Source organism: Paenibacillus sp. CR_12 (assembly GCF_041953985.1).
Taxonomy (GTDB): Bacteria; Bacillota; Bacilli; order Paenibacillales; family Paenibacillaceae; genus Paenibacillus_AQ; species Paenibacillus_AQ lautus_A.
In genome coordinates this window covers 807,943-828,719 of the sequence record NZ_JAVFHO010000001.1, presented here as the reverse complement: position 1 = coordinate 828,719, position 20,777 = coordinate 807,943, and the positions used below count along the sequence as shown (strand labels likewise).

Below are 20,777 nucleotides of genomic sequence, written 5' to 3'. Positions count from 1 at the left end.
TCGGATTCCCAAGTCCCGTATGCACGCGAAAAAGCCCCCATTCACTAGGGGGCTTTCCTGCAAATATGATGATCCTGTTACGCCTGAATGAACAGGCTGAACTCCTGGCCATTTTTGACCGGTTCCTGTGCCATGGTGTAGCCGTGCTTGACGACTTCCTCCGGCACGTTCCGAAACGCGGACGGACAGTCTGAAATGACCTGAAGCATTTGTCCTTTTTTCATATCACGCAGCGTTTCGAGTGTATAGATGACCGGGTAAGGACAAGATTCCCCCCGGAGATCCAGAATAAAATCAACGGACATGGGTTGCATCCCCTTTCTTGAATCCTACGCCGAAGCGGTAGTTTTTTTGCCAGTACGCGGCGACAGCGAATCCGACCCCGAGTACGATGAGCGTAACCGTTAAAGCAGCCGCCGGACCCATGGCGGTGATCAGGTTGACAGGCGAGCCGCTCTTCACAAGCAGATCGTATACCCCCATGTGATCCCAAGCGTATGCTAATGCGGTAGCTCCTACAATGTTACCGATAAACACAGGCAAGAAGACAACCTGTCCTTCCATCAAACGGTACATCATGCCGGTTTCGCAGCCGCCGGCCATGACGATGCCCAGACCGAACAGCAGTCCGCCAATCAAGGTGCTGGGAGCGGCAATTTTCGTAATCGGCTCTAATCCGTACACAAGAATAATGACCAGCGTGGCGACGGAACTGACTGCCATGCCCAAAGTGATCGCTTTGGTCATCGTGGCCCGGCCGCTGATCCACAGATCACGAAAAGCGGAAGTGAAACAGATCTGCCCTCGTTCAATCAAGATGCCGAACGCTGCGCCGAATAGGGCGGCGGTCCCCAGCATGGTGCGGCCCGTTGCATAGAAGCAGACAATCAGCGCGAGGTAAGTCAGACCGAGTACCGCCCCAAAGAGCGGTTGCCGGTTTTTACCCTGTTTAACGCTCGGCAGGCTGCCGCCTTTTTTCAGCACGGGCTTGCCTTTCCACCACCTTGTGTTGACCAGCTTGGCACCCAGGAAAGTGCCTGCCCCCGTAGCCACGATGAAGATCCAGGCATGAAGCGAGAACTGAGGCACACCGGTAAAAAAGGCAGCGAGGTTGCAGCCCAGGGCCAGTCGGGCTCCGAAACCCGCGATGATGCCTCCGGCAAACCCCTGTACATACCGCCGCTTCTGTCTCGGCATGCGGATCTTGAAATTGCCGCTTAGCAGAATCGTAATCAGGGCTCCGATGAACATGCCCCAGACGATCCATCCGTCGGTCCGCGTCCAGGTCGTGCCGTTCATATGGACAAGGTCGAAGTACGCCCAGCCGGAAACATCCACCCCCACGAATTCCAGAAGATGCCCGCCCAGACGGGTGAACTCACCGGTTACGGCCCAAACCGTATGGGTGATACCGAAATAGACGGCGCTGAGAATACCGGCCATAGCCATAACCAGATAGGGGCTCCAGTAGTTCCCGAACCATGTTGAATATAATTTTTTCACCTTGCTCAATAACTCCTCTACCAGAAAATTCACGATCCTGATCGATCATAAAACCCACAAATTTCATTTTACTATAAAATCCTCGCTGCGGGAGGGAAAGATTCAACAAAAAAAGCCGCGAAATTCGCGGCTTCATTTGCTTGCAAATGGCGAGTTTAACAAGCTCGTACAGGTTCACAGCGGCGGGTGTTCCACTCCCATTTGAATCCACCCTTCCTTTGAAGGACCATATACCGCCGGGATCTTCAATCCCGCTTGTCGCATCAGAACGGTAACCTGTCCCCGATGGTGGACAATATGCTTGATCAATCCCATGAAGATGGTAGCATTGGATTCCTGACGACCGAAAGCATTCTGAACCTGCGTTAACGTCTCATCCGTCCATTGTTCTTCAACTGCTTTTGCTGCGTCGGAACTTAGAAGCCTAAACGTCTCCGCGATTTCCTTCGCCGCGGGTACTTCTGCTGAATTTGGTATCTGCTCGATGACAAGGCCAAATTCAGACAAATATTCAGGAATATTCGTTACGAAGTGCCATGCAATCCTTCCGAGCGTCCTCCCTTCAGGATATACTTGCTGCTGTAAGGATTCATCCGTCAAACTGTCTAAAATCCTTTGCGTTAGAGCGGCTTCGTCCTTCCATTCCGTGAGGAAATCGGCAACGGTTCTATACATGATAACCCCATCCCTCCTTGAGAAACTCGTTCTCTGCTTGGTAAAATCGGTTACACGTTCCTTCCCCCCGAGAGAGGAAATCGGATGACGTGCTCAGATCAATCATAATCGCTAATAGTGACAAGTATTGTCATCAATAGATGAATTTATTTCGCGATCTTTGGAAGCGAGACATTGGCTTCGACGATCACTTTCCAATTGTGATTGCAAGAAGCCGTTATGAACCCACGTCCTGATATATACTCCTCTACTAACTCTGCGGTATCGATGAGAATCTCGCGAATCACTTTCTTGCCCCGGAACATGACGTAGTCTCCTCCTCCGCTTGCCCGGTAGCTGTTCATGACCACATCCAGCTCCTTCTCGTCCGGGAGGTCTACTCCGTTGTATTTCAGATTGATCACCCTGGATCCCGGAGGCTCCGCAATGTTTAGCGTATATTCAATGCCTTCCCACATTGATTTTGCTTGGCATGGATCTTCAAACCCCCTCCATGATTAAAAAAACCTCGTATCCGTGAAGGATACGAGGTTTTTAAGTTATTCCTTGTTGACCAGCAGATAGAGTATCTTCTACTTTTCCACGTATTCCATAGTAAATTCATATCCAGCGCTTCTATAATAGAGACTGCCGAGTCATCATTTTATCAACCAATGTTAATTCCTCCAGCTTACATCGCCTTTGAAACTTAAAGTAACGCAGCGATCGTTTATGAAAAAATAATCAAAAACCCGAACCTTTTTTCGATAGAGAGACAATATAGGGTGTAAGCTGCTTACCCAGGAGGGCCCTCTGAATGCAAAGTGAATATATGTTCCAATTACTCAAACAAATGAAAGACGGTGATCAACAGGCATTTCATGCGATGTATGATGCCACCTATCAGGACGTCTACCGGACCGTTTCCTTTCTGGTGGATCATCCGCAGGACCGGGAAGATGTCATGAATGAGATTTATATGCAAATGTGGACGTCGCTGGCCAATTACGATACGAACCGACCTTTCCATTTCTGGCTGCATGGCCTCGTCATCCGTCAAGTGCAAAGATTTCGAGTCAAGCGCTGGCGGAGATTCCGAATTTTCGAGCGCATTCGTGCCTTCGCCCGGGAAGAGTCGCATTGGGATCAACCTTCGGTGTTAATGGACGGGACGAACCAAATGATATCGCAGGCCATCCACAAACTGACGGATAAACAGCGAACGGTCATTATCCTCCGCTTTTTTCACGACTATACGCTGGAGGAGATTGCGACCCTACTCGATATTCCGCTGGGTACCGTCAAGTCCAGATGTCATGCGGGCATCCAGGCACTTCGAAAAAACATATGGAATCTCCCCCCGGAAAGGATGGAAAAGATCAATGACTATTGAACGCAAAATCCGAGAGCATCTGCGCAAAGAAGCAGAAACGTTGGATTGCCCTCAAGCCATTACCAACCGAATCGAGCAATCCTATACACAATATTTGCAAAGACAAAGGAGCGGAAAAACCATGAAAAAACGTTTTATAGCTGGAATAGTAGCAACGGCGATTTTGATTCCAACCGCAGCATTTGCTGCACCTACCTTGATTGAAATGCTGACCAGAACGCCGATGACCGCTGAACAAGTCAAGACGGATGAGATTGGCAAAGCTACCCTTGAGAAGCTGTACCGCGCATTTCCCGAAACCAAAAAGTTTGAGATCATCGATGCAAGCACCGTTCAAGGTGTCCAAACCAGCATCATCCTTCAGGAAAAAGGAGGAACCGGCAAAAAGATAGCCCTTCATACCAACAGTGTGACGGGTGAGATCGAACACGTGATTCAAGAGAATTGGGAGCCTAAGGAGAAGCCGCTGACGGCTTTAACCGAACAGGAAATCAAGTCGAAGGCCGATCATCTGATCCATGCATTATACGGCAGCATCGAAGCGTACGAGTTTGCTATGGAGCCAATGGAGAACCCGGATCAGAAAACGTTGATGCTGAATTACATCCAAAAGGGATCAACAGCCCCCTTCTACCAGGTACTGGTTCAGGACCATTCCATCAGTCTTTCGCTGATTGGAGGTGAAACGTCGTCCTCAGACGATAAAGTAGAAGGTTTCTTCACTACGGATGGCAAGCCTGATTATTTTGCAGATGCCTTTTTGAATGACGACAAACTTTTTTCCTTACTCAACATGGGCCCGATTGAACTAAAGCAAGAATTAGCTAAAGGTAAATCCGTAGTGGAGATTGCAGCATCCAAAAATGTCTCGAAGCAGCAGGTTGTGGATGTCATTGCACAATCACAGGTTGACTTGCAAATCCAAAGTGAAGCGAATGGCGAACTTCCTGCCAACAACCTTTCAAATGATCAAATGTTAAAAGCTATTGAACCGAAAGTATTGCAAGTTATCGAATACAAATCGGCAACGCCTTCAAAGAAATAACTCATTGATCCAACAAAAAGCCGGATTCCTTCATAGAAGGAAAGCCCGGCTTTTTCATTGAATCCATTCTATGCACATTTTCGTTAAAGGGCTTGCCCCTCCTTTACTTCTTCGATAAATTCGCTAAAGGTTTCTGCAATGTCTTTGTACTCGGTATGATGCAAATAATGCTCTCCTTCAAGGGGTATTACTTTTCCGTAGTCAGAATCCTTTACCTGCTCTTCATGCAATGGAATCCAGGTTGGAAAGTCTGGATTATCCGCTTGTACAAAGAGAAGAAGCGGAAGATCTTTAGGGAAGGTTAAATCCTGAGCCCCTTTAAAATTAGAAGGAATATGCTCCATCTCGTTAAAAATCGTGGCGGTTAACGCGTTTTTATTCGTAATCAATCTCATTTGTTCTTTGGTATGGTCATCAAATGCTAGTGCAGCATAGGGATCGGGACCGAGCTTCATCATCAATCGCATAAGACCTGATTTTTTAAGAAACGCGAACTTTTTCATTGGGAATTTAACGTCCATGCCTGGTTGTGTCGGAACACTGCTATCAATGCCGACAAATGCGTTTACCTCGTTTGGATATTTGCTCACATAATCAATTCCGTAAATGCCTGCAATGGAATGGCCCATGAGCGTATAACGGTTAATATTAAGCTGCTGTAGAGCTTCATGGACTTCACTTACGATGTTCTCCGTGGTTCGTTCTTTATCGGTTCCATCACTTAAGCCATAACCAAAAGGTTCAACGGCAACAACTCTATAAAATGGAGATAATTCATCGATCAGCAGCTTAAAATCAAGAGCGGGTGCTGCTGTTCCGGCACCTGGAAGGAGTACAATCGTTTCTTCGTCTTCTCCTTGAATATATACATTCATGTTTTTGCCATCGACAGATACCTGTTGGCCATAGGGCTCTATTCGCTTCGCTTCGGAATGGCTGCTGATCACATTGCTGATATACACAATGCCCAGAAAAAGAAAGATGGCAATAACGATTGCTCCAATGATTTTTAGCAATATACTTCGTGCTTTCTCGGATTTCTTCCCGTTCCTCGTATTCACTTTCTCAGTTTGTGTCACGCTCATCTTCTCCTGTCCTGATCGGTTGGTTAGGCTTCCTCCATGTGCCGCTAATGAAATCTTAACCAATGAAGATGTACTCCCCGTAACGACAATATGAACGGAGTATGAACTGGCAAAAAAAACTACGGTCTCACATGCAAGGAAGTTTGCGCATGAGCCGTAGCTATGAGAATAATGTAGGCTATGAATCTAATGAGTCCGCCAGCAATATAATGGCATGGATGACGGCGAATAAATAATCTGCTATGGATTATGGAGCGTTGCTGCATCACGTATTAAATATTCCGCAATCTCGGTGGAGATATGTTTCCCTTTTTGTGCATGGACTTCTGAAATGAAACTGCTTAGGTTTTGTTTTTGCAATTTTTTCAGCAGACTGTTAGCAATCCCTTTGTTGTTGATTGTTCCCTCGTCTGCAAAACGTTGAACCAGTTCCTCAAGAGAGGCATAACTTGTTTTCACTTGAAAGTCTACGGATTGTGTAGATGTATTCCCTGCTATGTCCACAGCCTTTATCGTAAATGTATGTGTACCCAGCTCAAATTTGTATAAAGGAATACCCATTAGATCCGTTATGACCTTCCCATCCAACATGACTTCGGTTTTTGCTTGGTCGATACCTGAAAGCGTGTCTGCCATTTCAAATTCGGGTTGAAACACACCCGTGTTAAATTCGGAGGATGCGACTTGGTTTATCGTAATCTCCGGAGCCGTCCAATCCACCGTAATATGGCTGGAGGCTTGAAAATCACCGTCGTCCGTCGTAGCCGTGATGACAGCCCTTCCTTCCCCTTCTGCTGTCACGATGCCATGATCGTCTACCGTTGCCACCTGGTCTTGATTCGTGCTCCATGTCACATTTTTATTGGTTGCATGATCAGGCAAAACCGTTGCTCGGAGCCCTACGCTTCGGCCGGAAGAGGAATTAAACACGAGCTCCGGTTTGTCAAGCGTAATTCCGGTAACGGGGACGTTATCAGAGGTATGCTCAACGACGAGTTCATTTAATGCAATGTTTCCCCATATCCGATTCCCGTCATTCACCTTTAATCGAAGTTTATTGGCGTTTACCGTTGGAAAAGAAACGCTCTGACGCTCTTTGGTGCTGTCATTAAACTCCCATTCGATCGATGCGTCAGATAAAGCCGTTACCCAGCGGCTACCGTCGAAATACTCCACGTCAAAATTAGTGATGCCTTGCCCGATTCCAAAAAACGTAACTAACGTAACCTTGTTGACCGGTACGCTATGATTGCCGTAGTCAAGGGTAATATAACCTGGGAAGGCAATATCACCGGTACTTCCCCATGCAGAGTTCAAATTGTTGTCGATGATGCTGGTAATGGTGCCTGCCCCCGTAGCAAAGGTTGTGGTGACCATATCTTTGGACAGTTCGGGATTGTTATACAATTCAAGCTCGTTCAGTGCGATTCGCCCCGATTGGTTAGCACCGTCATGGACCTTCAATCTGATTTTAGAGAATCGAGTAAGTGGAAATTCCACGGATTTGATCTCGTTTGCCCCCGTGTTCAGATCCCAAGTCAGATTAATATTTGTACGCAGGGGAATCCATCCCGAACCATTGCTGTATTCAAGATCAAAGTTCGTGATTCCCCATTCTTGCCCGTATCTAGTATTTAACTTCAATTGGTTGGCGATCAGCGTTTGCTCGCCGAAATCGAGCGTGATATCGTTCGGAAATGAAGGCGTAATGCCGGTTTCCCATGCCGTGTCGTATTCATTATCGATGATATGTTCGATCGGACCTGAAGAGGACGATTCAAATGTCGTACTAGCAGCTGCCTGCGTAGCCAGATTGTCAACAGGTGTGCTGGCTGGCCGTTTCGGAACGATGACGATCGGATCAGGCATGTTCCCGGCTGGTGGCACACTGCCCTCGTATTCGTGGGCACCGATATCGGGAGCGCCATTATATATCGGGTTGCCGAAATAATCCCGCCCTCCGTTATCGCTTACACGAATGCCTGCTCCAATGAGTGGCGAATTCGCTTGCAATTGATACCCATGTACTGTATCCATGCCATTCCCGCCGCTACCGGGATCAACGAATCTCGGATCGTCCGTTATCTTATGGGCATCGGCCTGAACGAGTGTGTTCCCTCCGTAATATGCGTTGTAGTCAAACGTCTGGCCCGTCAAATCCCATCCCTTATCGCCGACGCTGTAGTACACATTATTATAGTTATAAATGTTGCGCGGAGCACCCGAAGCCTTGGTGAAGTAATCGCTCATGACCGGGTTGCCGGATGATTTTCCTACGTATATCGTATTATTGTAGTTATAGACGTTATCAATGGAACCGCTGTATCGGAATATGCTTTTTCTGTCGTTTTGGCTAATGTTGTATCTAACGATGGTATTGATTGTGTAGTACGTGTCGTTTACGAACAGCATAAAGCCGCCAGCGTTATCATGACTGTAATTGTACTGAACCAACGAATTGATGTTTCCTGCATCCACGTCGAAGCCATGCCCGTCTTCCGCGCCGTTCACACTGGCAAACGATTCGTTGAATTGAACGAGATTATTGTCCGCATACGCCCACCAAATGGAAGCGTTGGTTGCCAAATACGTAGCTTGTTGAACGGTGTTGCGCTCGACTACCGCTCCATCGGTGACATTCCACGCGATGCCGCCTGTTGCTGCTCTGATGACCGTATTATTGGATATTTTCACTTGGGTAGACGGCGTCCAGGGCCCGTATGGTTTAGGCACCCAAGGCCATAAATCGCCCATTCCGTAGCGCAAGATACAATTGGAGCCAATGTATATACCATAGGCATCCACGTCCGTCAGTATATTACCGTCAATGAAAACATCGTTAAAAGCGCTGGGTGTCATCGACCCAACCGAATCGAAAATAATCCCCCCGGAGCGTGTGGTATACGATCCATCGACATCATGGATGTTCATGTTTTTGATATAGATGTGATTCAATAAACCAGCTTCCTCATTCAAGATATAAACACCGCGCCTTTGGCCCCGCGGATTCTCCCAATCTCGATCAAAAGGCAGCGGCGAGCTGTTTGTTACCTCCAGGTTGTTGATTTCCCAGTACTCCTGGTTTTTCAAAAATACGGCTTCCAGTTCGGACGTAATTCCTGCGATTAATGGTTTGCTTCCGGAACCGTACATATCGATAATGATCGGATTTCCGCTTGAACCTGAACCTTTAGGCCACAGTCTGCCGTTCCAACTCTCCCCGGCTTTGAACAAGATTTTGTCGCCTGGGGCAAAGGTAGTCGCGTTCACTTTATCCAACGATCTCCATGCAGAGGCTTGACTTGTGCCGTTATTCCCATCATCTCCCCCTGTGCTGTCCACATAATAAGTGGTTCCCGCAGCTAAAGCGGTCGACGGTGAAACGGTAACCCAATTGCAAACGAAAGCAAAAATCGAAACCATACAGATAAGCTTTTTGAAAAACGATTGGCTCAATCCTCTTCATTCCTTTCATTGTTATATATGTAATGCCAAATCGGCGATTACATCAGGAAATTTCTATACAACTCCTCATTCAATACAACCTTCGCATCGGTTAACCGTTCACGTACGTACTCCTCAAATTGGGTATCGATATAGTCCTTTAACACTTGTTCTCTTATACCGTCAAATGCCAGATACTTGGAACCTAACTGATCTTTCTCCATGCACTGCATGAGATAGAAGCGACCGTTCTCTTCAATAATGTCGCTTACCTCCCCTGGAAAAAGGTCAGCCGAAGCTTGCGCTACCGGACTTCTGACCTTGTGCCTGTAACTATCCAAGTTATAGACCTCCTCCGTAACCCGGTCATCTTGTTTAATGTCCTTTACGGCTTGCTCAAAAGAAATCCCGGATGAGATTTTCTCCCTGGCCTTCTCAATCTTCCGTTTCACCTGCGTTTTGAGAAGTGTATCGACATTCCGATTGGCATCCAGAAAAGATAACGATAATTGGCGTACCTTCACCGTTGCGGGTGCATGGTACAACCTTCTCTTATTCGCCTCGTAAAACGTGATCAGCTGTTGTTCACTCGGCTTCCAGTCATGTTCCATCAGATGGTTCTTGACCGATAAGGCCGTATTCGCCATCATGTATTCATAATAGGCGTCCTCCGTATATTGAGCAGGACCGAAAATTACCTGATGATTCTTGATGGCTTGTTGCCTTCTTTGGTTTTCAAGGTTGAAGTTTTGCATAAAACCGGCGTAACTGATATCGGGGAGCACTCCCTGCTCTTTGGCAAGGATCTGTCGAATTTTCTGATCGATGCTATCTTCGAGCGCCTTCTTCTTGATCAACTCAAGCGGAATCTCGTTACCTCCGTATGGCGTAGTCCAAAATACGGCCGACGGTGCAGCATCATATTTTTCATGGAAATACTTGATGATACCTGCTCGATTGGCATCGATGGCTCTTTGAAATTCGCTTACATGAATCTCTACTCCGTCAACTGTCGCGATATAAGCGTCTTCATGATGTGTTTGTGTAAATGCAGGCTTTGCGATTAAAAGGATCGTCACCACGATCAAGATGAAGAGTCCGGCTATGGACAGCCATTTCAGACTGCAAAATTTATGTACCATCAAACCCATCAGCACCCTCGTCATTAGATTTTTAATGAAGACGATTCTATCAAGGCATCTCCAAATTATGTATAATTCATTATAATTTCCATAAGTAAGCGCTATCAATTTCTCCTTTTTTACATTCCTTTCACTTTCTTTACTTGTTCCACGCATAAAAAAGCGGCAGAGGATTCTTTCCTCTGCCGCCTTCTCTTTCTAATTTAGGTTTTCTTGTTTGCAGCCATGCGGCTCGCAACCGGATCATGACACCATGTCCGGCTTGTTCGATTGCCGTGAAGTTGGAGCCCGTCATCCTTCAATTATCCGACTCTGCTCTCTTTTTTGAATTTCATGATGGACCAGACAACCAATAGCAGCAGAACGGCCAGACATACGCTGATGCTGACCCGGTTCTGACCGTCAATAAGAAACAGGACCGCAATCACTGACAAGCAGAGGGCAGTTACCCCGGTTATGTAGGGGAACCCCCATACCTTAAAGCTGGGCTGCTTCGGATAAGCTTTGCGCAGTTTCAGCTGCGAGAAACAAATGCAGATCCATACCAGCACAACGACAAAGCCAGGGACCGCCATCAAAACCCGAAACAGCTGGTCCTGCGCGATCAGTCCAAGCAAGGAACCCGCTAATAGTATGATTGCACAGAGTTTCAACGTATTAAGCGGTATGCCTTTGTTCGTGGTTTTGGCCAGGCTCTTTGGCGCCTCTCCGGCGGCTGCCATGGAATAAATCATGCGCGTCGCGCCATAGATGCCGGAATTGGCTGCCGACAGCACGGCCGTCACGAGAATAAAATTCATGATGTGGGCCGTTCCCTGAAGCCCGGTAGCCGACAGCACTTGAACAAAAGGACTCGCCTCTCCGCCGAGCTGGTTCCACGGAATCAATCCGCATATAATCAGAATCGGCAGCGTGAAGAACAAAATCACCCGTAAAATAAAATTGCGCACGACTTTCGGCAGGATTTTGTCCGCATCCTCGGTTTCTGTCAATGTGAGGCCGATCAGCTCGGAGCCGCCGTACGAAAAGGTAACGACCAGCAAGGCGGAAAAGATGGCAAACCATCCGTTTGGCAGGAACCCGCCGTGCGCTGTGAAATTGTGAAGGAACGGAGCATCGGAGCTCGGAATCACTCCAAACATCAGTAAGCTCCCGAGTACGATAAAGATCATAATCATGGCGATTTTGATGCCCGCAAGCCAGAATTCCACTTCGCCAAAGCTCCCCACGCTCATCATATTGATGAGAATAATGAGCGCTGCGCTTGCCAGGCTCAGCATCCACAGCGGTACGTCGGGAAACCAGTACTGCAGAAAGCTGCCTGCCGCAATCACTTCGATCACGCAAACCGACAGCCACATAAAACAATACATCCAGCCCATGACAAAGGATACCCGCTCTCCGAACGCTTGCCGAACAAAGTCCTTCATGTTTCGCCCCGGATATACCGTAGCCATCTCCGTCATGGCACCCATGACGACCAACAGCAGCAGTCCCGCAAAGATATAAGAGAAAATCACGCCAGGCCCGGCGAGACCGATCGTCTCGGCGCTTCCCTTAAATATGCCGGTGCCGATGACGCCGCCCATAGCCATAAAGCTGATATGCCTTGGCCTCAATTTCTTCTGTAGTGAATCTCCATCTTGTATTGCCATATGCATATCCTCCTGATGACGATCGTATAAACCCAATGATTAGTATAACCTTTTCGGTAAAGGAAGCAAAAAGAAATTATTAGTTTACATAATATATATTACGGCAACTATTCATTCTCTGAATCCAATTCATGAATTTTGGAGACTAGGTCTTCCGAATTGGTACGGAACGTTTGGTTCGAATCGGTCCAGGCCGATTTCAGAAAATAGGACGCATGAAACCGCCATCCTTGATGATCCGGATTAAAATCCAATTGCATCTCACGCCCCGGCCTTCCCCGGTACACTCTCGAACCGGGTTTGCGCCAGCTGCCGATTTGGGTGATCCTGTCCGGATTCTGGCCCGTGATATATGTAAACCGATTATTGTAGGGGATGTCCTTCAAATAGAATTTGGGACACCCCACGGCAAACACCTGAACTTTCTGCAATCCAAACTTCTCTTTCATATATAATCCTGTCCGGTAGGCAACTACGCCTCCAGCACTGTGCCCGATCAGGATCAGGCGGTCGGAGCCTGCGGCATGGTCGCGGAGGATCTCCGCAGCGTTGATTACTCTAAGGGAGCGCTCACGCGCCAGATCATAGCCGACTTGAGTAAGCTGCCGGGCCAACAGACGGAATAAAGCGGCCCCCTCCCTGCCGTTGGCCATCCCGTAAGGAAAGATCATCACAATTTTGGCATTTGGGTATCTTCGGGCTATCTCGCTGGCTGCGTCTTCAAAGTTATTCCGATAGATCAGGACACCGGCAAAAAAACAAACGACCGTACTGCAATCCAGGGAACAGGTACTATGGGGGGATACAAATGCTTCTGTCATGTTTCTAAAAGCCCCTCCTAGATCGTTTCAAAATTCCTTGTACAATATAATAAACCCTCATGATTACCATGCATCCGTATCTGCATTGTATCATGAGGGTCCTGCTTTCTTTCAATCGGTTCGTCTTATTTTTTGGCAGCCAACCATTGGGACAGTACATTAATTTCGTCTTCCGTCAGCTTGCCTTGGAACGCCGGCATTCCATTGCGCCCATTCGTGATTATGCCCGCAATTTGGCTGGCATCGTATTTGGATCCTACGTTTTGCAGGCTGGGAAAGCTTCCGCCTCCGCCTAAGTCGGTAGCATGGCAAGCCATGCAGTTGGCATTGTACAGCGTCATGGCTTCATCGTTGGTTGCATTCCCGCCGGTTGCTCCTTCCGGAGCTTGTCCGCCGTTTTCTGCAGGAGCCGGAGCAGGCTCGGATGTATTATTGCCACCGCATGCTACCGCTGCAAAAGCAAAAGTTGTCAATAGCAGTACAATCAGTAACCCTTTTTTGAACATTTCTGAAACTGCCTCCTTTTGTATAATGCAAGCTATACTAACAGCCCGCCTTTTTTGCTGTATTCCAGAATTCCCTCCGCTGTGCGATAAGCAAGAGCACCTACAGTCCCGGTCGGATTATAGCCGCTATTATGCGGGAACGCGGATGCGCCTACCACAAATAAATTTTCCATATCCCACATTTGCATGTAGTTGTTGACGGCCGAATTGCCAGGGTTCTCTCCCATAATCACCCCGCCGGTGTTATGAGTCGATTGGTATGTCGTAATTTCGTAAGGTCCCAGTTCTTTCAATTTCATAATGTTCTGGCCTCCCATCTCCTGCACGATCTCCGCGCAGCGATCGGAAAGATACCTGGCCAACTGGCGGTCCTGCTCTTCGAAATCAAACGTGATTCGAATCAACGGGTCTCCGAATGCGTCCTTATAGGTTGGATCCAAATCCAGATAGTGATGCCGGAAAGGCATTGATGAGCCCTGAGAGCCTACGGACAGCACGCTGTTTGCATACTTCAAGGAATTCGCCTTGAACTCTTTTCCCCAACGCGGTGATTCCTCCGGAACCGGATTGTTTTGAATGGGTCTTTGTCCGGTTATGGTGTGGGCAATATTCCCCCCATGAATGAACTTCAAGTCCGAGTGATCAAAATTGTCGCCGTTAAAATCGTCCAGACCCATACCTAGGCTTCCCGCACCGGCAAACAAATTGAATTTATCCTCAAAAAATCCGGCGGCATTCCCCTTGATCACCTGATAGGCATAGTTTTTGCCAATCACGCCCGACCCGCTGGACGAGTCGTATGGTTTGCCGATTTTAGAGAGGAGCATCAAACGGGTATTGTTAAATACGTATCCCGTGGATACTACGATATCCGCCGGTTGTTCGATTTCCTCTCCGGTCGTGAGGTCCGTATACATGACGCCCGTTGCCTTACCGCCCTTATGCAGAATTCTTCGAACATAAGAATGGGTTCGGATTTCGAACTTTCCGGTTTTTTTCGCAACAGGAATCACGGTAACGACAGGATCCGCTTTCGCTCCGTATTCGCAGCCAAACCGCTCGCAGTATCCGCAATACTGGCATGCGGCTCGTGATATGCCATCCGGATTCGTGTAGCTTTCTGACAGATTGGCAGAAGGAACCGTATACGGATTGAGTTTCAGGTTTTTCGCAGCATCCGCAAACATCTTCATGGATGGCGTGTGGAGCATGGGCGGTGTAGGGTACGGGTTCGAACGTTTCCCTGCCAAGGGGTTTTCCTCGCCGGAAATGCCGGTTGTCTTCTCGAACTTATCAAAATACGGCTCGAGCTGATCGTAGGTGATGCCCCAGTCCTGGATCGTCATTTCCGGCGGTATTTTATCTTTCCCATAACGTTCTTCCGTCATGCTCCGGATTTTAAAATCGTAGGGCAGGAAGCGGAACGTTTGCCCGTTCCAGTGCACGCCGGCTCCTCCCAGTCCCTCCCCTAACAGAAACGATCCGTACTGCCTCATCGGAAGTGCACGTATTTTTTCGGTGCTGCGAAAGGTAATCGTTTCTTTGGAAAGGTCCTGCATTAAATCGTACCGAAGCGCGTAACGGAGCTCATCGTGAGCCATGTAGTAGTCTTCCGTTACCCTTTCTTTACCTCTTTCCAAACCGACGACGGATAAACCCTTCTTGGTCAATTCCGAGGCGATAATCCCGCCAGCCCAGCCGACGCCGATAATGACAACATCCGTTTTCGGTAATTTTTTGGCCATTTGTGTACTCCTTTCGCTATGGATGAGCTGTTATAGGTGGTCCTTTAAACTCTTCGGCGGGATGACGGTGAAATTCTTCTCAATAATATTCGTGTAAACCATTTGGTTACCCGGATATTGGCGCATCGTCCAGCCTTGCATATTTTTATTGCCGCCGTATAGGGGATCGCTGTAAACCCCTTCCAATGTGCTGCTGCGAAGCAGGTTGAAGAACCCGCTGGCCGAGATCGTAGTCAATTTGACCTCGTCGTTCTGAAAGGCGGTTAACACGGCATCCTGTTCCTCCGGCGCCAGGCTCGGGAAGTCTTTTTGATACTTTTTCTGACTGTAGTTCTGAATCTCGCGGAGACCGATATAGAATATCTCTCGCCGTCTTAATCGGCCTTGATAGCCTTGCGTTTTCTCTCCAACATAGAAAGGGGGCTGCATATAATCTCTTGCATTGAAGCCCCAATCACCGGCCAGCTGGTGGTCGATGAAAAATGCAGCGCCTAACTCTTTGGCTCCAGGACCATTGTCATCCGCAGGAAAAATGCGCTCTACGGCTGCCTCCGTAATCCTGTATTGTTCCTGGTTAAAGAACATTAATGCTTGGTTGTAGTTGTTTTCATTCTGGGCAGGCGCCGGTGCTGCAGGCGGAGTTTTCTGCTTTGGCAGAAGATATCCGAGTACACCGCCCAGCACGACACCTCCCACGGCATAACCGGAGTTTCTCAGGAACTTCCGCCGTGACATCGTCTGCGAGCCGTCAGGCTTCGCTGGTTTGGTTTGTTGTTGGTCTTGTTCGCTCAAACTTTCAGCACCCCTACTCTTCATCATTTTGAATAATGGGTATTGTCCCCATCAAAATTTCATTCATACATTATTCTCCATCCGGGCATGATAAAATTACTACCGATATGGAGGCGAATGCTCATGAGACCATTTTGGAGCAGGTGGAAAGGTCCCCTCCTGGGATCCGTACTGCTTCTTTCATTAACAGCCTGCTTGAATCAAACAGACAATCAACAAAACGCGCAGTCCACCCAGCCAGGTAATGCCGACACCGTTCACCTGCACAGTGCCGATGTGATTCCGAGCTATCATGGGCCGAAAACCGAAACAACCAACGTCCAAGGCAAAACCACAAGCGGTATGGGCATGTCCGTCTACAGCATGATCGGTTCATCCAGCCTGCATGAAGGCGGCGTCTCTTCCCACGTACAGTCAAGACTCGCAGGTCAAGGCATTGACGGAGTGAAGGCTTTTGTCCTGAATGACACGATTGTCCTGGCACGCGCAGAATCAAAGGTTTCTTCCAACCACTATGACAGCATGCAGAAGAAGGTGTTAAGTCAGACGGAAGGAATGTCGGGCAAAGGTGAGCCGAACGAAGGTGTAATGGGAGTCAAGGCCGTGGACAACGATAATATGTCGCAAGCCAAAGAGCAAGTGAAGAAGATGTTTAATGAAGAAGTGCAAATTCTAACGGTGACCAATCCGCAAGCCCCTGCGCTGATAGACCGCATTGCCACGAAGCTGCATGATTCGCCGCGCGACGAGTCGATAGCCAGGGATATTTCGGAGCTGCTTCGGATGGCTTCGGATAAAAAATAGCTAAAGGAGTTGAGCATATGCCACTAGGAAACATCGGCGTGACAGGATTGATTCTCATCTTGTTGATCGCCTTGATTATCTTCGGCCCTTCGAAGCTGCCTGAACTAGGACGGGCCTTCGGCCGAACGCTCAGCGAATTCAAGAACTCCACGCGGGAACTGGTTTCAGCGGAAGATATCCAAGACGGAGATAAATTGAAATGACCGAGCAGGGACAGGAGCAGGAGCTGCATCTATTAGAGCACTTAACGGAGCTCCGCAAGCGGATCCTCATCACATTGGGCACCTTCTTGGTGGCCCTTTGTGCTGCTTTTCTATATGTGGAGCCGCTGTATGAAATGCTGACTCGCGACGTTGAAGGGCAGCTCCAAGTGCTGGGACCGACGGATGTGATATGGGTATACTTCATGATCGCCGGCGTGATCGCCCTTGCGGTGACGATGCCGGTAGCCGGCTTTCAAGTATGGCGATTTGTCGTCCCCGGTCTGAGCACCGTGGAACGCCGGGCTTCTTTGGCGTATATCCCCGCAATCGGGGGGCTCTTCCTCGCAGGTCTGGCCTTTGGCTACTTTATCGTATACCCTATGGTCCTGTCCTTCCTGGATTCGCTCTCGAATCATTTCATTACGGCTTATACCGCCGAAAAATACTTCCGCTTCATGATCAATATGACCGTACCGTTCGGCGTTCTGTTCGAAATGCCGGTTGTCATCATGTTCTTAACGTCGATCGGCATTCTGAATCCGCTGCGCTTATCGAAAATGCGGAAAATTGCCTATTTGCTGCTGACGGTTGCAGCCGTCACCATAACGCCGCCGGATTTTGTGTCGGATATTCTCGTCATCGTGCCGCTGTTCCTCTTATATGAGATCAGCATCGGTCTGTCTCGCATGGTGTACCACAAAAGGCTGAACAAGCTGGAGCTCATAAGCGAGTAACACCTTTGTTATTGCAAAACAACAAAAAAGCTTGGAGATCTCCTATTGGGATCCCAAGCTTTTGTCGTTTGAAGCCAACATTGTTATTTCATGAACGTTAGAAAATGGTCGGAACCATTCCCCCATCCATACGAATAGGAGAGCCTCTAAACGCGGAAGCATAAGGACTGCATAAAAATGTTGCCAATCTGCCAATCTCAATAGGCCTAATGAATCGTTGAATTTCAGATTGTGGCAGGTTTGCGGCCATGAATGCCTTCTCTTTTTCCGAAAAGGTCATATCTTCATTCGCGTATATACCCTCGATAATATGCTGCACGTTCTCGGAGAGAGTCGGTCCCGGCATGATCGTATTGATGGTAACTTCGGTTCCTCTCGTTAATTTGGACAAGCTTTTGGCCAAGGATAACAGCATGGATTTTGTCATGCAATACTGCGGCATTTGTCCGGAAGGCATCACGGCTTCTTCGCTCGCCATAAAGATAATGCGGCCAAAATCATTCTTCAGCATGCCAGGCAAATAAAATTTGGTTAATCCGTTTGCAGCAAGCACATTGGTACGGAAGTACGTCTCCCATACTTCATCGTCAACGTCCTCGTACGACATGATTTCGTATATCCCCATATTGTTAACCAAAATATCAACATGAGGGTATTTTACGAATAGAGCCTCCCGTTGACCGATATCCACCAAATCGGCGGTTGCCTTTTGCGGAGAGGTATTCGGAAATTTCGATTTTATTTCTTGTACGGTTCGTTCAACCTCTTCATCATTTCGTCCGTTAATGAGAACATGGGCTCCCTCTCTGGCAAGTTCCATGGCAATCGCTTTGCCTATCCCTTTCGTAGAGCCTGTAACCAACGCTGTTTTATTGTTTAATTCCATATCCATAATATAAACATTTCTCCTTTGCAATCTGGATCATGATTATATTACCTTGAATGGATAGACGGGTAACTAGCCTATGGCGCCAAAGTTCTTGCTTCTCGCGCCATTTGCAGCGCGCCAATTCGAAGGGGTATCGCCTTCCCACATGCGGAACGCGCGGTAGAATGAGTTCTGGTCTGCATAACCAATCAAAAACGCCACTTCTTTAATATCGATAGAAGGGTCTGCCAAGTACTCGATCGCCTGCTCATGTCTGGCTTGTGTCAACAGCTGCTTGTAGCTCGTGTTTTCATCTGTCAGCTTGCGCTGCAGGGTACGGTCGCTCATCCCCATTTCTTTCGCGACAACGTGAATGTCGTGGCGCCCTCCCATGAGGCAGCGTTTCAAGATCCATTTGACCATATCGGAAACGGAACGGCTGTTTCGCCGTTCATCAAGCGATCGGTCCAGGGCGGGAGTCAGGATCTCCAGCAGCTCTTCATTGTAAGAAATAAAGGGACGGTCCAGATCTTGTCGAAGCAGCGAGAGCCGATTGCGTGCTGCGCCAAACCGGATTCGGCAGCCAAAATAAGCTTCAAGAGTCTCTACATCGCCCATAGGCTCGGAAAATTCCACGAGTCTTGCCCTCAACGGTTGACCTGTCCCCCGGCGTCCGAGCTCAAGCAGATATGCCAGCGTGATTCCGACCAGCATCGGCGGACCGGTCTGCAGGCTGTTCCCCCACTCCAGATCAATCGTGCAGAGCTCGCCCTCCTCGGTGATACGCAAACCTTCAGGCGGGCAAAGCTGCTTGTACCGGGACATTCGATATAAAGCCTCGCGATAGTCACGAGCGTGGTAAGTCGCTAAGACGGTAGGCGGGTACTTCGCCGTTTCAAAGACGGTTGCAAGCTCGACGATGCCTTTGGCCAGATCACCCACGAGATCGGAATACGCCTGCCAAATCGCGAAGTATTGGGCGGTGGTGACTTCCGCTCCAGTGATGATCGCAAGCGGCAAGCGCGCTTTGCGAGCCACGTCCTCAGCGGCAATCCCCATTTGTCTTAATCCTGTCCAAAATCCCGGAGGGAGTTTAATCCGGGCGGACACATGAGACTTCATATCTATAGAACTACTATTCATCATCGGATACACAAGTCACTTTGCTGGACGGTCTTTAACCACTCCCTGGCCAACAACTGGTGTCCCGCTGCCGTAGGATGAACACCGTCCCATAACCAGTATTCCGCCGTAACGTTTTGGGCTGATTGGTTGAATACTTCCTGCAAAGGAACAAAAAGCGTGAGATATTCCTCTGCCAGCTGCCGAACGATTGAACCGTGGTTTCTTCCCCAATTGCCGTCGGTTATCGAATCACCTTGAAATAATATGGTTTTTCTCTGATTCTCCATAGTCGCTATCTCCAATCTTAAATAATGAGATTGTTTAGCTATTGTACCTAAATTCCCTCTACCTTGACCAGTGTATCGGAGGCTGGTTCCTAGATTTAACAACTGAGGTTGAATTGTTATACATTATTGTTAGTTGTTTGAATAACTCACTAAAGAGAGCCCCAAGAGGTTTCGCTTCTCGACATCTGATTAAAAGAACCTCCAATTATAATAGCAAATAAAGAAGTCGCCGATTCTGGCGACTTCTTACGTAATATGATATAAGGATACAGGAATGGCTATGGCAGCTGCCGATATTCTTCCTCCAGAATCGACATTACAATCATATCATGGAATGTTCCGTCCCAATATAGCGAGTCTCGCAGGGTACCTTCCCGTTTGAAACCAAGCTTCTCGTAGACATGGATGGCCCGGGGATTAAACGCATATACGCCTAACTCGATTCGGTGCAAACGTAAACTTTCGAAACCATAACGCAGCATAAGCTTCAAGGCCTCCGTGCCGTATCCTTTATTGCTGTGCCGACCGGAGATTGATATGCGGATATTGCCGCTGCGATTGTTGAGGTCGATTTCGTTCAGGACCACTTCTCCGATTAATTCGTCCGATTCCTTCTCCGCAATCATCATATCCAGGCGATCCTCATGGGCGTATCCGATGTTATGAATCCAAGCCGCAATCGAATCCTTGGTGAACGTCTGCTGTGTTCCCGTTAATCGGTTAGACTCCGCATCCTGCAATAATTCGAAGTATACATCAAATTCATCTTCCCTTACGGGACGGAGCACAATGCGGTCCCCTTCGATCCGTGTTTCAAGCCTTTTTTTCATTACCTTACGCCTCCAAGTTTTTTTCCACTTATTCGAGAGATCCAAGCTAACTATAAAGTACCATGGATTCGCCGATCTGTGCAGACGATAAAACACTTATAGTTAAACTAACCTGCCTCGCAAATTCACAAAAGCGATGAG

At 48.1% G+C, this 20,777-nt stretch carries 21 protein-coding genes; 5 read left to right on the top strand and 16 right to left on the bottom strand.

Going from position 1 to position 20,777, the window contains the following annotated elements; translation table 11 throughout:
• Positions 1 to 77 precede the first annotated feature (77 nt).
• From yedF to RB297_RS03645, 4 genes are all read right to left on the bottom strand, one after another.
• Positions 78 to 305: a sulfurtransferase-like selenium metabolism protein YedF gene (gene yedF, locus RB297_RS03660; RefSeq protein WP_375119764.1), complete on the bottom strand. Its 228-nt coding sequence runs from the start codon at positions 303 to 305 to the stop codon at positions 78 to 80.
• A complete protein-coding gene (gene yedE, locus RB297_RS03655; RefSeq protein ID WP_255250530.1) occupies positions 295 to 1,449 on the bottom strand; it encodes a selenium metabolism membrane protein YedE/FdhT in 1,155 nt (384 codons plus the stop codon). The genes yedF and yedE overlap by 11 nt, the downstream gene beginning before the upstream one ends.
• A gap of 228 nt (positions 1,450 to 1,677) precedes the next feature.
• Positions 1,678 to 2,178 (bottom strand): DinB family protein, encoded by a 501-nt coding sequence (locus tag RB297_RS03650; protein ID WP_375119763.1) that lies wholly within the window; start codon positions 2,176 to 2,178, stop codon positions 1,678 to 1,680.
• 146 nt (positions 2,179 to 2,324) lie between these two features.
• Entirely contained in the window at positions 2,325 to 2,582 is a 258-nt protein-coding gene (locus RB297_RS03645) for a hypothetical protein (RefSeq protein WP_375119762.1), read from the bottom strand.
• 392 nt (positions 2,583 to 2,974) lie between these two features.
• On the opposite strand from RB297_RS03645, the gene RB297_RS03640 reads away from it, so the two are divergent.
• Together RB297_RS03640 and RB297_RS03635 are read left to right on the top strand one after the other, a co-directional pair.
• On the top strand, positions 2,975 to 3,550 hold the full coding sequence (locus tag RB297_RS03640) for a sigma-70 family RNA polymerase sigma factor (protein ID WP_096773628.1): 576 nt from the start codon (positions 2,975 to 2,977) through the stop codon (positions 3,548 to 3,550).
• Positions 3,540 to 4,595, top strand: coding sequence for a hypothetical protein (locus RB297_RS03635; protein ID WP_176502394.1), 1,056 nt, complete (start codon positions 3,540 to 3,542; stop codon positions 4,593 to 4,595). Before RB297_RS03640 ends, RB297_RS03635 begins: the two co-directional genes overlap by 11 nt.
• 83 nt (positions 4,596 to 4,678) lie before the next feature.
• Here RB297_RS03635 and RB297_RS03630 read toward each other — a convergent pair whose 3' ends face one another.
• From RB297_RS03630 to RB297_RS03595, 8 genes are all read right to left on the bottom strand, one after another.
• A complete protein-coding gene (locus tag RB297_RS03630) occupies positions 4,679 to 5,674 on the bottom strand; it encodes an alpha/beta hydrolase (RefSeq protein ID WP_375119761.1) in 996 nt (331 codons plus the stop codon).
• A 246-nt stretch (positions 5,675 to 5,920) separates the two neighbouring features.
• Positions 5,921 to 9,136 (bottom strand): Ig-like domain-containing protein, encoded by a 3,216-nt coding sequence (locus tag RB297_RS03625; RefSeq protein ID WP_375119760.1) that lies wholly within the window; start codon positions 9,134 to 9,136, stop codon positions 5,921 to 5,923.
• Between the two features lie 47 nt (positions 9,137 to 9,183).
• Positions 9,184 to 10,266 (bottom strand): peptidylprolyl isomerase, encoded by a 1,083-nt coding sequence (locus tag RB297_RS03620; protein ID WP_375119790.1) that lies wholly within the window; start codon positions 10,264 to 10,266, stop codon positions 9,184 to 9,186.
• Positions 10,267 to 10,568: 302 nt separating this feature from the next.
• Positions 10,569 to 11,921, bottom strand: coding sequence for an amino acid permease (locus tag RB297_RS03615; protein ID WP_213578524.1), 1,353 nt, complete (start codon positions 11,919 to 11,921; stop codon positions 10,569 to 10,571).
• 107 nt (positions 11,922 to 12,028) lie between these two features.
• Positions 12,029 to 12,742: a lipase family protein gene (locus RB297_RS03610; RefSeq protein WP_375119759.1), complete on the bottom strand. Its 714-nt coding sequence runs from the start codon at positions 12,740 to 12,742 to the stop codon at positions 12,029 to 12,031.
• Positions 12,743 to 12,867: 125 nt separating this feature from the next.
• Entirely contained in the window at positions 12,868 to 13,248 is a 381-nt protein-coding gene (locus RB297_RS03605) for a c-type cytochrome (RefSeq protein WP_096773622.1), read from the bottom strand.
• Between the two features lie 32 nt (positions 13,249 to 13,280).
• Entirely contained in the window at positions 13,281 to 14,993 is a 1,713-nt protein-coding gene (locus tag RB297_RS03600) for a GMC family oxidoreductase (protein ID WP_096773621.1), read from the bottom strand.
• A gap of 30 nt (positions 14,994 to 15,023) precedes the next feature.
• The gene (locus RB297_RS03595) at positions 15,024 to 15,785 is read right to left on the bottom strand and encodes a gluconate 2-dehydrogenase subunit 3 family protein (RefSeq protein WP_375119758.1); all 762 of its coding nucleotides are present in this window, start codon (positions 15,783 to 15,785) and stop codon (positions 15,024 to 15,026) included.
• 123 nt (positions 15,786 to 15,908) lie between these two features.
• Here RB297_RS03595 and RB297_RS03590 point away from each other — a divergent pair, with 123 nt between their 5' ends.
• The 3 genes from RB297_RS03590 to tatC are packed head-to-tail and all read left to right on the top strand — an operon-like array spanning position 15,909 to position 17,526.
• A complete protein-coding gene (locus RB297_RS03590) occupies positions 15,909 to 16,589 on the top strand; it encodes a hypothetical protein (RefSeq protein ID WP_096773620.1) in 681 nt (226 codons plus the stop codon).
• A gap of 17 nt (positions 16,590 to 16,606) precedes the next feature.
• A complete protein-coding gene (gene tatA / locus RB297_RS03585) occupies positions 16,607 to 16,792 on the top strand; it encodes a twin-arginine translocase TatA/TatE family subunit (protein WP_015735144.1) in 186 nt (61 codons plus the stop codon).
• Entirely contained in the window at positions 16,789 to 17,526 is a 738-nt protein-coding gene (tatC, locus tag RB297_RS03580; protein WP_096773619.1) for a twin-arginine translocase subunit TatC, read from the top strand. Before tatA ends, tatC begins: the two co-directional genes overlap by 4 nt.
• 97 nt (positions 17,527 to 17,623) lie before the next feature.
• On the opposite strand, the gene RB297_RS03575 is transcribed toward tatC, so the two are convergent.
• The 4 genes from RB297_RS03575 to RB297_RS03560 all read right to left on the bottom strand — a co-directional run bounded on the left by RB297_RS03575 (position 17,624) and on the right by RB297_RS03560 (position 20,636).
• Entirely contained in the window at positions 17,624 to 18,418 is a 795-nt protein-coding gene (locus tag RB297_RS03575; protein ID WP_096773618.1) for an SDR family NAD(P)-dependent oxidoreductase, read from the bottom strand.
• Between the two features lie 66 nt (positions 18,419 to 18,484).
• Entirely contained in the window at positions 18,485 to 19,516 is a 1,032-nt protein-coding gene (locus RB297_RS03570; RefSeq protein WP_096773617.1) for an AraC family transcriptional regulator, read from the bottom strand.
• 20 nt (positions 19,517 to 19,536) lie between these two features.
• On the bottom strand, positions 19,537 to 19,806 hold the full coding sequence (locus RB297_RS03565) for an SGNH/GDSL hydrolase family protein (protein WP_375119757.1): 270 nt from the start codon (positions 19,804 to 19,806) through the stop codon (positions 19,537 to 19,539).
• Positions 19,807 to 20,084: 278 nt separating this feature from the next.
• Positions 20,085 to 20,636 carry a GNAT family N-acetyltransferase gene (locus RB297_RS03560; RefSeq protein ID WP_096773615.1) on the bottom strand — a complete coding sequence of 184 codons (552 nt, stop codon included), beginning with the start codon at positions 20,634 to 20,636 and terminating at the stop codon, positions 20,085 to 20,087.
• Positions 20,637 to 20,777 lie beyond the last annotated feature (141 nt).